13 protein-coding genes are annotated in these 13966 nt (G+C 40.4%); 11 read left to right on the forward strand and 2 right to left on the reverse strand.

The window, feature by feature from the left end; translation table 11 throughout:
• Nucleotides 1-28 precede the first annotated feature (28 nt).
• Nucleotides 29-1495 carry an amidophosphoribosyltransferase gene (purF, locus tag EHO65_RS10465; RefSeq protein WP_135774072.1) on the forward strand — a complete coding sequence of 489 codons (1467 nt, stop codon included), beginning with the start codon at nt 29-31 and terminating at the stop codon, nt 1493-1495.
• A gap of 30 nt (nt 1496-1525) precedes the next feature.
• Here the strand turns inward: purF and EHO65_RS10470 are convergent, their stop codons facing one another.
• Together EHO65_RS10470 and EHO65_RS10475 are read right to left on the reverse strand one after the other, a co-directional pair.
• Nucleotides 1526-2530, reverse strand: coding sequence for a hypothetical protein (locus tag EHO65_RS10470; protein WP_135774501.1), 1005 nt, complete (start codon nt 2528-2530; stop codon nt 1526-1528).
• Nucleotides 2514-2987, reverse strand: a complete 474-nt coding sequence (locus tag EHO65_RS10475) for an LIC13259/LIC11441 family protein (protein ID WP_135774074.1) — start codon at nt 2985-2987, stop codon at nt 2514-2516. Before EHO65_RS10475 ends, EHO65_RS10470 begins: the two co-directional genes overlap by 17 nt.
• 163 nt (nt 2988-3150) lie before the next feature.
• Between EHO65_RS10475 and EHO65_RS10480 the strand changes: the two genes are divergently transcribed.
• From EHO65_RS10480 to EHO65_RS10525, 10 genes are read left to right on the forward strand one after another with little or no spacing between them, the layout of a single operon-like run.
• Nucleotides 3151-3471 (forward strand): (2Fe-2S) ferredoxin domain-containing protein, encoded by a 321-nt coding sequence (locus EHO65_RS10480; RefSeq protein ID WP_135774076.1) that lies wholly within the window; start codon nt 3151-3153, stop codon nt 3469-3471.
• 12 nt (nt 3472-3483) lie between these two features.
• The gene (locus tag EHO65_RS10485; protein WP_135774078.1) at nt 3484-4512 is read left to right on the forward strand and encodes a zinc-binding dehydrogenase; all 1029 of its coding nucleotides are present in this window, start codon (nt 3484-3486) and stop codon (nt 4510-4512) included.
• The gene (locus EHO65_RS10490; RefSeq protein WP_135774080.1) at nt 4512-5093 is read left to right on the forward strand and encodes an LEA/WHy family protein; all 582 of its coding nucleotides are present in this window, start codon (nt 4512-4514) and stop codon (nt 5091-5093) included. Before EHO65_RS10485 ends, EHO65_RS10490 begins: the two co-directional genes overlap by 1 nt.
• Nucleotides 5083-5412, forward strand: a complete 330-nt coding sequence (locus EHO65_RS10495) for an LIC13255 family lipoprotein (protein WP_135774082.1) — start codon at nt 5083-5085, stop codon at nt 5410-5412. Before EHO65_RS10490 ends, EHO65_RS10495 begins: the two co-directional genes overlap by 11 nt.
• Entirely contained in the window at nt 5412-5903 is a 492-nt protein-coding gene (locus tag EHO65_RS10500) for a hypothetical protein (RefSeq protein ID WP_135774084.1), read from the forward strand. The genes EHO65_RS10495 and EHO65_RS10500 overlap by 1 nt, the downstream gene beginning before the upstream one ends.
• 24 nt (nt 5904-5927) lie before the next feature.
• Nucleotides 5928-6869 (forward strand): DUF1175 family protein, encoded by a 942-nt coding sequence (locus EHO65_RS10505; RefSeq protein ID WP_135774087.1) that lies wholly within the window; start codon nt 5928-5930, stop codon nt 6867-6869.
• Between the two features lie 10 nt (nt 6870-6879).
• Entirely contained in the window at nt 6880-11496 is a 4617-nt protein-coding gene (locus tag EHO65_RS10510; protein WP_135774089.1) for an alpha-2-macroglobulin family protein, read from the forward strand.
• Nucleotides 11477-12148 (forward strand): YfaP family protein, encoded by a 672-nt coding sequence (locus EHO65_RS10515; protein ID WP_208744064.1) that lies wholly within the window; start codon nt 11477-11479, stop codon nt 12146-12148. The genes EHO65_RS10510 and EHO65_RS10515 overlap by 20 nt, the downstream gene beginning before the upstream one ends.
• A gap of 1 nt (nt 12149) precedes the next feature.
• Nucleotides 12150-12866, forward strand: coding sequence for a DUF2135 domain-containing protein (locus tag EHO65_RS10520; protein ID WP_135774094.1), 717 nt, complete (start codon nt 12150-12152; stop codon nt 12864-12866).
• A 4-nt stretch (nt 12867-12870) separates the two neighbouring features.
• On the forward strand, nt 12871-13965 hold the full coding sequence (locus tag EHO65_RS10525; protein WP_135774096.1) for a penicillin-binding transpeptidase domain-containing protein: 1095 nt from the start codon (nt 12871-12873) through the stop codon (nt 13963-13965).
• Nucleotide 13966: the final 1 nt, after the last annotated feature.

A 13966-nucleotide genomic window follows, 5' to 3' on the forward strand; every position in this document is an offset into this window, starting at 1 on the left:
CTGGGAGACTAGCGTCGGAAGGGGGACCATGAGTTCGATTCCCAATACGTCCAGTCTACGGACCCTAGTCCGAGATGACAAACCAAAAGAAGAATGTGCCATCTTTGGGATTTTTAATTCTCCCGAAGCGGCCAATTTCACTTACCTCGGCTTGTATTCTATGCAGCATAGAGGCCAAGAATCGAGCGGGATCGTTTCCTCCGATGGAGAACATCTCTACCGCTACGCCGGAATGGGATTAGTAGCCAATATTTTTACCGAAGGCAAGATCCGGGAGCTAACCGGAACCGCGGCCATCGGGCATAATCGTTATTCTACCACTGGTGCGAGCTTCTTAAGGAACGCTCAACCTCTTAGGGTTGAGTCCCATTTAGGGCCGATCGCTCTGGCTCACAACGGAAACCTTGTAAATTCTTGGGAAGTTCGTTCTCAATTGGAAAAAGAAGGTTCCATTTTCCAAACTACAATCGACTCAGAAGTGATCGTCCATCTCATGGCTCGCTCCGGAGAAACCGATCTACTTTCCGCACTTTCTTCTGCTCTGAAAAAAGTGAGAGGGGCATATTCCCTTGTTGTTCTTACCAAAAACCAATTGATTGCTGTTCGTGACCCGAACGGTTTCCGTCCTTTGGTTATGGGAAGAAGGGATGACGGATCCATAGTATTCGCATCCGAAACCTGCGCATTCGATATCACCGATACCACTTACGAAAGAGATGTGGAACCTGGTGAAATGATCGTTGTGGATAGAACTGGAACCCGTTCCTTCTATCCTTTCCCACCTGCAAAACCTGCGCTTTGTATTTTCGAATACATTTATTTCGCGAGACCAGATTCCAATATTTTTGGTGAGTCAGTTTACAAAGTCCGCAAGGCACTTGGAAACCAACTCGCTCAAGAACTTCCTGTGCAAGCCGATGTTGTGATCCCTGTTCCGGATTCTGCAAATATAGCAGCGCTTGGATATTCAGAGGCTTCCGGAATTCCTTTCCAACAGGGATTGATCCGTTCTCACTATGTGGGTAGGACTTTCATCGAGCCGGACCAAAAGATCCGAGATTTTGGTGCTAAGATCAAATACAATGTAGTGAAGAATGTAGTGGATGGAAAACGTGTTGTGATCGTGGACGATTCCATCATGAGAGGAACCACCAGCCGTAAGATCATTAAGATGATCCGAAATGCAGGTGCTACCGAGATCCACTTAAGAGTTTCCGCTCCTCCTACTGTTTCCCCTTGTTATTACGGGATAGACATTCCAACCCATAAAGAATTGATCGCTGCTACACATACGATCGAAGAGATCCGAAAGTATTTGAGAGTGGATTCTATTGCTTATCTTTCAGTGGATTCTATGCACAAAGCGGTGAATGATCATAGGGGCGGAGGTTTCTGCAACGCTTGTTTTACCTCGGATTATCCTGTGGAATTCCAAAGCGATATGGGAAATCAAAAGAGTTTATTCAAGGAATACGAGGTAGAAGAAAGGGTCTAAATATTTCCGTTCCATCGGAGTTTTAGACCTTTATTTTACTCTAAAAACTTGAGGCCTTCTTCCGAAGGTGATGAAGTCCGACTCTTCTCCTTTGATATAAGCGGACAATAGGCTTTTTTCAGAAAATCCTATATGGTTCTGCTCTTCTAACATTCCTAATATTTCTAAAGCAGCATCCTTATCCAAAGTATTCAGATAATTTAATACTTCCTGGTGTGAGTTCTTTTTATGAGCTTCTTCTATAATTTTGAGAACTTCTTCTCTTGCTCTTAATAGGGATTCTTTTCTTTCTACAAGTCCTTCCATCGTAGAGAGTATAATATTAATCTCTGGATCTTCTGAAAATAATTCAATTAGATGAGGATAGATCCCCGGGAATCGGATCGGGAATTCGTAGAGAGAATCTTCTAACCCTCTGTAGAGTTCTGCTTCTTCTTCTTTATTTAATCCTAAAGATTCTCCAAGCATGAGCAGAGTTTCGATAGGCATAAGTCCTAAAAATCTTGCCGCGAATATATTATCTTTTTTGGTTCTAAGACAGAATAAAATAAATTTGGAAATTCTTTCCGGAGGAAGTCCGTTCCAGAATTGTGCTGCTTTTGAATCCAGAAAATTACTTTCTGTTCCAAAGACCTTCTTCTCTTTTTTAAGTTTTTGGAATATTTTAAAATCTTCTTTTACGATCCTATACAGTAAAGAATCGTCCATCTCCAGAATTGTGGACATTACTTGGTCCGGAGAAGAGATAGAAAGAAAATATCGGACTAGATCGAAACCAATTTCTGATCTTGTAGAAAAATTCTCTAAAATATCTGCGGGTGCTTGTTGGAATGCAGTGGCTCCAACTGAGAAAGAGTTAACCCCTTCTAAAAACTTTTCTAATTTTTCGAAGGCAAAACAAGCCTGTTCACCGGAGTCATTCCAATTCGATTCCCTATAAAAATCCCTACAATTTCCGGGACAGGGTTTGGACTCAGAGACTCCCGCTAGGCAGGTTCTTTCTTCTTGTCTTTTGTTTTCAGGGAATAAGGTCACCGCAATCACGCATATCCGGAGCGTATGGATTTAGGATTTTCATGCCGGAAAACACCCATGTCTTTTTGACCATCGGACAATAGAAACGGTTTCTTCCAGACTGTAGTCCATGCGCTTTCATTGTACTCGCTAAAACTTCGCTGAACTTCGAATAGGCCTCAAAGGATATTTTCACATCCGAAGATTTTACCTCTTCCAATACATTCTTCATTTCTAGCGCTGAAGATTCCAAGCCACCTTTTGCTTCTACCAAAGAATTTATGGAAGAAATTAATCCACTTACGTCCGGAGAAACACTCTCCGTTGTTAAGAGAAATTGAATTATCTTATCGTTTTCCGACAAAACTTTTTCGAATAGGGGTTTTTCTGTCTCTAATACAGGCTTCTCTTCCTTTTTGCAGAAGGAAAGAGAAAGTAATAATGAGGATAATAAAATTAGTATAACGAATCGTTTCATCCTATTCTCCAAATATGAGTAAATACTCGGGAATCGAGCCTCTTAGACCATAAAAAAATCTTTTTTAGGTTCTGGCAACCGTTAGAGCTTCAAACTAATCTCTGAAAAAATGGGTTCAAAGCTTTTGCCTATATAGGAAATTAGGAGGAAAGGCAAGGCTCTAATGTATTTTGATAAGCATGTTTTTGTCTGCGAGAATGTCAGAGCAGAAGGAGAAAGGCCTTCTTGTGGTCCGAAAGGATCTCCTCAATTACTCGCTTATATGAAAAAGAGAGTACAAGAACTTGGATTAAAAGGTAAGATCCGTATCCAAAAATCAGGATGTTTGGATCGATGCGAGCTGGGCCCAGTGCAGGTTTCTTATCCGGAAGGTCTTTGGTTTTCTATCAAAACTCAAGAAGACGCGGAAGCATTTATACAAAATCATATAATAGAAAATAAACCGGAAGCGATCCGGCATCTGACATTAAAGGACGAAGAGTGAGAGGGTAATCAAATGGCAAAAAAATTCGAACTACCAAAATCGTATCTTGCATACGAATTGAAAGAATACAGCAACGAACCTGGAAGAGCTAAGATTGTAGAAAAAGAACTGAAACCTTTAAAGAAGGGAGAGGTTCTACTTAAGGTTCATTCCGGTTCCATAAATCCATCTGATCTAATGTTCATGAGAGGACTTTACGGAATTAAGAAAAAACTTCCTGTCGTTCCCGGTTTTGAAGGAAGCGGTTTGGTAATAGCAAGCGGCGGAGGTTGGAGAGCAAATTCTCTTGTGGGTAAACCGGTCGCATGTGTGGCTCCGAATAAAGGTGACGGACCTTACGCAGAATACATGATCACTGATGCGTATTCCTGTTTTACTTTAGGTAAAGATGTGAGTTTGGAACAAGGCGCTTGTTTGTTCGTAAATCCTATCACTGCTTGGGCGCTGTTAGACCAAGTCATCCGAGAAAAACATAAGGCATATGTCCAAACTGCAGCCGCTTCCGCATTGGGAAAAATGTTATTAAGACTTTCTAATAAGAAAGGAATCCCTGGTATTCATGTTGTTAGAAGAAAGGAGCAGGTTGATCTTCTTAAATCTCTCGGTGCAGAACATGTATTGGATTCCAGTTCTCCGAATTTTGATAGGGAACTTAGGGTTCTTTCCAATAAACTGAATGCTACGATTATGTTGGATGCAGTTGCGGGAGAGATCACTGGAAGAGCATTAGCCGCAATGCCTTATGGGAGTAAATGTGTGGTTTACGGTGCATTATCAGAAGAGCCCATTTCTTACCATGCAGGACTTGGTATTTTTCAGGACAAAAAGATAGAAGGTTATTGGCTTTCTTCTTGGATGCCTCAGCAAAACCCTTTAAAAATCTGGAAGATCACTTCAGAGATCCGTTCTCTTTTAGGAAAAGAATTCCAAACTCAGATCGCTGCTAAGTATCCACTCAAAGAGGCGGACAAAGCTATCCAAGAATATGCAAATAATATGACCAGAGGGAAGGTTCTCATTTCCAATGGTTGGGAGCTTTGATGGGAATATTTTCCCCGCATATTAAAGGGCAGAGAGGTTTTCTGCCGTTCGTCTTGGTTTTAGGGACCTTCTTACTTTTTAACTCCTGCTTAGGAGATCTAAGGGAGAATGTCAAAAAACTACAAGCTTGTAAGTTTCGGATCTTGGAAACAAAAACGGAGAAGGTAGAAATTCTACCTTTTCCACCTTCTCCCAAAATCTTGATGACCTCTCGATTGGAAATAGAGAACCCGAACGATTCTTCCGTTAAAATTTATAAGTTTGATCTTGGCGTAATAACTACCGGCACCGATGGTAAAGAGGCTGAATTAGCTCGGGTTATTTCGGAAGAAGAAACAGATATTCCTGCCTTTTCCAAAACTGTTGTCCAACTCAGGATAGAAACAAGCTTTGAAAAGAGAGAGAATCAGGATAAACTATTACTTGGAATTTTAGTAGTCACAAACTTAATCGCTGGAAAAGATCCGAATTTGAGAATGAAAGGATCAGTGAGATACAAAACCGTTTTAGGAGAAGTAGATCTTCCTTTGGATGAAAAAATACGATTATTACCACCTAAGAAGCCGGAGCATGAAATTTAACTCTTTAAGTTTTAGAACTACCAATAAGAGCCTAATCCTTCTTATAATCTTAACTCTTGGTTTGTTGAATTGTTCCAATGTGGACGACGATTTTTACACTTTCGGGGAAGCAGGCACTAAGATCATAGTAGCTTACGCCGCAAAAGATGCAGAATGCGGATCTAGCAGAAATATCACATCTTTAGTTCCGGGAAGACAAAGGAAGAAGGACGTGGACAATTGTGTTGCCTCGGTCGCTTTCGAGAAGTGTAGTTTTTGGACCCAGGCCGGAGATCCTGTCCCGTTTGCATGCAAGGCGATCGAGTATAGATTGAAGTGATGGGATGGATAGCCAGACATTTTGATTATCTGATTTTTGCTGCGCTGGCTTTGTCCGGCCTCTCCTATCTTTATATACTTCTCACTCGAAACAGAAGACACGATTCCAAATCAGTAGTTCATTATAATATTCCTTCGGAAGAACCAATGAGTTTCGATCCGAATGAAAAACCCAAAAAGAAAGAACCAAAAATAAATGTTTTAGAAGTTTTTGATTACAACGGGATTAAGATCATGCATGAGAACGGAATGTACACTGTGAATCATGCAGGAGAGATCCAAGTTTATGGTTCTTGGCAGGAACTTCCTTCCAGATATCAGGCAATGGTAAAGGAGATGGACAAGTCTTCTGTGGGGCAAAAGAAGAAGGGAAATTATTATATGGAAGTTTTGAATGGGACTTACTACGTTATTTTCCCTGATGGCAAAAAGCATAAGTATCCCAAGTTCGAAGATATTCCGGAAAAGATCAGAAAGGCATTGGGTTACTGACCCTCTGCGATTTGGATTCAATCCTTGAAGTTTCGGGTTTTTTATCTTCTAATATTCGTTTTATTCCAATGTAATTCTTATTTTGAATCCATTTTGGATCCAACTGAATTAAGAATGCCTGCAGACGGTAAATCAGTTGCCGTTTTAAAAATTTCGAATCCGATCTTCGGTGTAAAAGATCATTTTATTTGGGAAGGCATAGATCCAGAATTACTCAAACTTCTCTCGAGCGAAAAAAATGAAAGAGAAGACGTCTTACGTGTGCAAGCTGGGAAGGTCCCCGCAAATATTATCATCCGAACCGAAAAAGGTAGAACGGTCCAAATTTCCCTGTTCAGCCGAGATGGGGATTTTGACCAGGATGGGTTTCCTGATTCTGCGGAGCTTAGAACAGAATCGGATCGCCAGGCATTTCGGGACTGGTTTGTTAGGATCTCTTTGTCACAATATTTAAAAGAGAATTCCTCCTGGAACTTGAAGGAAAGGGATTGCAGCGGATTGATTCGTTTCGCATATAAGGAGTCTCTGAAGGCTCATACTCAGGACTGGCAAACTCGGACTGGGATCTTGCTGGATAAAAATTTACCGGATGTCCGGGAATTTAATTACCCGGATATACCCTATATTGGTAAAAATTTATTTCGGGTCGGAGAGGGCAAATTCGGAGAATTTGCAGACGCGGAAAGTTTGGAAAAGTTCCATTCTTCCTTTGTTTCCAAAGAGTTGGAGTCGGGACTAGCGGGAGATATTCTCTTTTTCAGATCGGATCGTGGTGTTGGAACAAATTTCCATTCTATGATCTTGGTAGAAGGGGAAAGTAAAAATCCTCAGCTTTTATATCATACAGGTTCGGATCGAGGGATCAAATTGATCCGAGCAAAAGAATTGGAAAGAAGTGTGTTGTTTTCCCCGGAAAAGAATAACCGAAATTTTCTTGGGGTTTATAGATTTCGGATTTTAGACTAGGAATTTCAGAATGAGAACTCGTATATCGGATCGCAAAAAGATAATATTCTCTTTTCTCGCAATTTTGATCTCTGCATTAGGATTATTTTATGTGAAACCGAATTTGTTCGGTTCCTCTGCATTCTATCTCGGAACGGATCGAAGTTTCGGCTCAGGTGAAAACGCATATGTAAATCTGGAAGGAAATGGAACCGTAAATTACGAGTTCAGAGTATATAAGATTGCAGATCCTCAAGCATTCTTGACCAAAAAAGTAAAAGAAAGATTGGTCCAAGAGAATAATGACGGTGCCTTTGGAAATCCGATCGCACTTTTCACACGAACTGTTGATAAATTCAGAAACGATTTTCGTAAAGTTGCAAGAAAGGAATTCAATTCTAAGACTAGATCCGAACTGAAAAAAACATTAGGAATTGATTATGAAAAACCTGATGAATATAAACCTCTAGCTGTCCCTGCCATATTAAAGGACCAGGAATTGGTCGCAACATTCTCTATTCCGACGGTTACTTCCTTTTGGGCATATCGTAGGATTCCTGTCCCGATCAGAGATAATGGTGTTTATCTTGTGGAGGGAGTTTCCGGATCTCAGCTGGCTTATACCATCCTGATCAAATCGGGTTTAAACTTTTTAGTAAAACAATCTGACGCAGAGACATTCGTATATGTGGGTCGCAAAGATAGTGGAGAGCCAGTTTCGGATGTGGATCTCACTCTTTTTAATTTGGAGAATGGCCAAGCATTTCAAACAGGAAAAACAAGTTCGGACGGAACTTATTTTTATAAGGGAAGAAGTCCTGTAAAAGGAATGGTTCTTGCTCATAAGAACGGAGAATATTCTGTTTCCGATCCTGAATTTTATTCCAGTTCCTTTTATGGAGAAGGTGGGCCAAGAGCCTATATGTATACGGATCGCCCAGTGTATAGACCGGGAGATACCGTTTATTTCAAGGGAATAGTTAGAAACTTCTCCCAAGATGATTATAGAACGATTTCAGGTACAGGTGTAATTGCTATTGCAAGTGAACAGGGAGAAACTTCTATCCCAAGTGTTCCGATCAATATCTCAGGCGACAACGGAACTTTTTCGGGGGAATTTGTAGTTCCGGAATCGGAGAATACAACTCTTGGAAATTATTCTCTTATATTAAATTTCCGTGATAAAACTTTCCAAACCGAATTTGCCGTAGAGGCTTATAAAAAACCTACTTTTTTAGTTTCGGTATCCGTTCCTAAATCCAATTATTTGCAAAGGGAAGAAGTAAACGCTCTTGTAAAGGCTAGATATTATTACGGCCAACCGGTTGCTGGACAAGAAGTTGCTTATAGGGTATTCCGCAGACCTAAATTTGATTATTCTCCTGTCGGAACGATCAACTTTGATGCTTCTTCCGATTATCTGGAACAGTCAGGCCAAAGTGATAAACAAGAATTGGTTTTGGATGGAAAAGGAAAATTAGATTCCAAAGGGCAATATTCTATCAGCTTTAAACCGGATAAATCGGATGCAGATTCTGTTTATACGATCATTGCTTCCGTTCAGTCCGAGGATATGACCTTGGATGGATCCGCTTCCTTCTCCGTGAATCGAAGTGCTTTCTTTGTTAGGATCTCTAAAGACAATTCAGTCTACGAGCCTGGTAAAGACGCAAAGTTAACCGTAAGTTTGATAGCTTATGATAAAACTTTGAGTGAAGTCGAACGCCAGAAGATGGTGGGAAATCGAAATGTAGACCTTATTCTTTATAATAGAGATATCCAATTCGTAAGAGAAGCAAATCGTTCTAAAATTTCTTCCTTGTCCGTGATGACTTCCGCATCGGGAGTCGGGACTGCTTCTTTTACAATTCCTAAAAGAGGGCAGTTTGTTTTAGTCGCGGAAACAAAGGACCCGAACGGAAATACTACAAAGTCTGAAACCTTCTTCTGGGCTTCTTCTGTTTCCGATTCTATCGAAATTCCTTTCAAAGATATTACTCTCAAGCCTGGTAAAGATATTTATTCTGTAGGTGACACTGCGGAAATTCTGGTTTTAAGTCCTGTTTCCAATGGGCATATGATCTTGACCCTGGAAGGAAATCGTATCTTCAAAAAAGAAGTGGTAAAGATGAAAGGGAACGCTTTGAAATATGCGGTCCCTATCTCTGCAGAGATGAGCCCGAACTTCACGTTATCTGCAGTTCAGTTTTCAGGAAATGATGTTTATAAAAGCCAGGTAAGAGTGGTCGCTCCTCCGGAGCAGAAGTTTTTGAAAGTGGCTCTGGAACCGGGACGCAAGGTATATCGTCCAGGTGATAAAGCGGAGATCCGTTTGAAAACTACTGGCCTAGGTGGTGCTGGGGTTTCTGCAGAAGTTTCTCTCGCAATTGTAGATGAGGCCATTTATCAGATCAAAGAAGAGAAGACCCCTAATATAGGAACATTCTTCTATCATCCAAGAAGAAATAACGTGCAGACCACTTTAGCTTCTGCCTATAAATTCTTCGGTTATTCCGAGAACAAAAGATTAAAACTAGCCTTGGGTAAAAAGGGAGATTCAGTTTATTCAGCGATGAAAAACGAGGACCAGGCTCGGGATCGTTTTAAAGATACAAGTTATTGGAATGCAAAAGTAAAAACTGGGCCTGATGGAACTGCAACAGTTAGTTTTAATCTTCCGGATAATTTGACTTCTTGGAGAGTGACTGCGATCGCGATCACTCCGGATACAAAAGTGGGAAGGGGACAAACCAGTTTTGTTGCTAAAAAAGATCTAATGATCTTAGGTGGAATGCCAAGATTTATCATCAAGGGAGAAACTCAAAAAGTTTCCGCTACGATTTCCAATCAATCTCCAACCAAACTTCCTATCAAAGTTACTGTAAAGGCAGAAGGTGCAAAAATTTTAGGTAACTCAGAAACTACGATCAATCTAGAACCGGGCCAAAATCAATCTCTACATTTCGATGTGCAAACTCTTGCAGATCCTAAGATCAAATCCGCAAAGATCAGCATTCTTGCTGCGGGTGCGGGTTACCAAGATTTACTTAAATCAGAAATTCCACTTAAAACTTGGGGATTGCCTAAAACTATCTCTGATAGTTTAGGAATGGAAGAAGGAGAACATTCGGGAGTTCTAAATTTAGAAGCGCCTAAAGAATTAGGAGATCCTCGTTTGGAGATTCGACTAAGCCCTGCTTCCTTGCCTGCTTTAAGACAGTCTTTGGATTATCTTGCGGATTATCCTTACGGTTGTGTGGAACAAACTATGAGTAGGTTCTATCCTCTTTTATCAGCCCAAAAAGCAGGCTTCATCAACGAAAGGCTTAAGAAAGAACTTCCTAAGATGATAGATGTAGGACTGAAAAGAGTGTCGGAACTCCAACGAACTGACGGTGGATTCGGTTGGTTCGAAGGTGGGGTGGAAAGTGACGTCCTAATGTCCGCTTATGTTTACAGAGGGTTGGCTATTAGTCAGAAAAACGGTACCAAAGTTTCTGCTCCGGTAGTAAACAGAGCCAGAGCTTATTTGTATGATGTTTTAGGAAAAGGAGACCTTTCTCCGAATGCAAAAGCATATATTATTTTCTCCTTAAGTGAAGGAGGAAATGTAGAAGATTCTATCGTGGACGGTTTGGTAAAATCTTCCGGCAAATTGAATCAATATGGACAGGCACTGCTTGCATTAACTTTAGCTAATAAAGGTAAGAAAGCAGAAGCTTCTACCTGGTTTAAAAAAGGTATAGAGTCCAGTGGATTTGGTAAAAAGGCTTTCTTAAAACTTACTTCTTACGGTAAAAATCCTCGTTGGGAAGAAGATAGGATCGAAACAATTTCCGCACTCTTAAGCGCAGGAGTTCGATTAGGAGAAGACAAGGTCATTCTTGCAAATCTAGCTTCTTCTCTTTTATCAAATCGTATCGAACTTGCTTGGAATAACTCAAGAGATACATCTGCTGCGGTCTTGGCTCTGTCAGAGTTTTTAGCTTCTGTTCGTGAATCTGAAACTCCTGCAAATGTGGAGATCGTTCTGAACGGAACCAGTTTGAAAACGGTGACTCTTCCTCCTAAGTCGGAGCAGGGAGAATTGTATAAGATCCCTATCCCTTCCGAGTTGATACGATCCGGATCAAACAAGGTAGAAGTTCTGAAGAAGGACGGGCCAGTTCTTTATGCAACCGCTTCCTTGTATTACACGGACCGAAGCAAAAAGATACAATCTTACTCCAATGGTATCAAAGTAAAACGGACATACTATAAATTAAAAGTGGATTCGAATGATATCACTCCGGTGGAATCCAAAACTTTCCAAGCAGGAGATCTTGTCATGGTGGAAGTTTCCGTCCAGAAAGAAGGCGATGCAGATTCTTATTACCAAGTAGAAGATTCCCTATTACCTGGATTCTCATTCTTACAAAGGGATGCGGAGTATTACGCAGGTGATCTGAAAATGGAATATCTAAGTCGCCAGATCTATGACGATAGAGCTGTGTTCTTTGTAGGAGGTCCTACAAAAGAATTTAAGGTCCGGTATTTCATACGGGCAGAAGTAGGAGGGAAGTATAAGGTAATTCCAGCAAGAGCTTCCCTGATGTATTATTCAGAAGTAACAGGAGCAAGTTCAGATGATGAAATCAATGTTCAATAATTTACTCCTGAGCGCTCTTTTACTTTTTGGACCTGCAATATTTGCGCAGACAGTGACTATAGATTCTCCTCATGGAGGTTTCACTACGGAGAGGATCCAAACTGTTTCTGGTTCCGTTAGCGGAAATTTGGAAAAAGCAACCATAGTAATTAACGGAATTCCTCAGATGATCCGTTTGAATGGGGGAAAATTTTCCTTAAGCACTGTGGTTGCTCCCGGAACAAATCTGATAGAAGTGAAAGCAGGCAACGCGAGTGATCGAGTTTCCTTCTTTGCTGCTGTTCCACCTAGAGATATCAAAGTTGTTCTAACCTGGGATACGGCTACTGATGTGGATCTTTGGGTTTTAGATCCTACGGGAGAAAAATGTTTTTATGCAAATCGTTCCACCAAATCTGGAGGGAATTTGGATGTGGACGTTGTGGATGGATATGGACCAGAAACGTTTACTATGTCTAAGGCGCTACCTGGGAATTATTCTGTTCAGGTGCAATACTATGGCTCTTATGATAAACCGGTCACCAGAGTGAACGTATATGTGGTCTTAAATGAAGGAAAGCCGAACGAAAAAAGAAAACAATTCCAGTTCGTGATGACCCGTTCCCAACAAGTATATCATATCGCGAATTTTGAGATAGATCCGGAATCCTAAGATGTTTTTTTCCGATCCAAGTATATCTTTTGGAAAATTGAATAGGAGATTTGGGACACGTTTCCTGACTTCTATTGTAGTTATATATTCAACTTCCATAATATATTTGGGTGCGGAAACTGTGTCTATAGATTCTCCTCATGGTGGTTTTACTACTGAAAGAATACAGAAAATTTCAGGAACTGTGACCGGTATTAGTCCTGAAAAAGTCACAGTAGTTATCAATGGTATCCCTCAAATGGTGCCATTGTATGCAGGTAAATTTTCTTTTAGCACTGTGGCTTCTCCCGGAGATAATTTGATAGAGGTTCGTGCTGGCAAGGCTTATGATAAGGTCAGCTTTTTTGCAAAGGTTCCTTCTCGCGATATCAAAGTTGTTTTAACCTGGGATACTGCGAGTTATACGGATCTTTGGGTAATTGATCCTTCAGGAGAGAAGTGTTACTGGGCCCATACTTCCACTAAGTCCGGAGGCAATCTTGTATATGACGATTCTACTTTTGCTCCTCAGACTTTTACCATGTCCAAGGCTTTGCCTGGAAATTATGCGGTGCAGGCACAATACTATGCCCCATTTAATGCACAGGTAACAAGAGCCAAAGTGTACGTAGTTCTATATGAAGGAACTCCCAGAGAAAAGAGAAAACAATACCAATTCACAATGACTAGGGCTCAGCAAGTCTATCATCTGGGAAATTTCGAGATAGAGCCGGATTGATAGAATGAATTCCAAAGTATATTATAAAATCCGAATTATATCGATTGGAATCCTGCTATATGCACTGCAGTTAGAAGCTGCTCCTAAGTTTTCTTATTCTTATCTGGATGAAGCTGTAAGGGAATTCGAATCTAAAAATTCCACATCCTCTGTAGTTTTAATGGAAATGGATTCCGGAAAAGTAGAATATATATACAGACCGGAGATAGCTGTTTCTAAAAAATTACCACCTGGTTCTTTGGTAAAGACCTTCTCTGCTTTAACTTTGCTAAAATACAAAGACAGACTTGGATTTTCTCCGGAAAAGAAAATATTATGCAAAGGTAGATTTTACCCTAAGGAAAATATAACTCCCACTAAATCTGACCTAAACACATTACATCTTCCTCAGGATGAAAATGGAAAAGAATATCTGAGATGTTCCTTGGCAAAAGGTCATGGGGAAATGGATCTTCGATCCGCTTTAGTTCAGTCTTGTAACGTATATTTTTTAACGAGTGCTTCTTCTGATCCTGATCTATTTTATTCTAAACTACATGAGGATTGGAGTTTAGGAAAATCCACAAGATCTAGATTAGATTCCTATATAGAACCTTCTGATATAAATTTTATATCTATTAGTTCTTTACGAAAAGTTTCCGCTTCTATTGGAGAAGGTGGACTTCTCCTAAGTCCTTTAAAAATTTCTCAGTTATATTCTTCCATTTGGAAAGAAGGACCAAGACTTTCTCCTTATTGGGGAACCAACCAAGAACCTGTTCGATCGGAAGAGAATCCTTATAATGGAAAGGATTTGAGATGGATTGTTTCCACTCTTTCCGAGGTTCCGAAAACTGGAACTTTAAAAGATTTGAATGTTTCCGAAAACGGAAACTTGGAGATCCTGGGCGGCAAAACCGGGACTGGCACTAAATTTATGCATAAATATGAAACCCATGGATGGACAGTATTATCTTTTCGTAAAGATCGAAAATCATATGTGCTGACCGTTTTTGTGGACAATGGCTCCGGAGGGAATCAGGCTAAATCTTTGGCTGGGATTCTCCTGAATAAGATCGATTCTAAAAGTAATGATTCTGCAATAAAATCAGGTAAATAAA

The sequence above is a fragment of the Leptospira andrefontaineae genome, from assembly GCF_004770105.1.
GTDB classification, from domain to species: Bacteria; Spirochaetota; Leptospiria; order Leptospirales; family Leptospiraceae; genus Leptospira_B; species Leptospira_B andrefontaineae.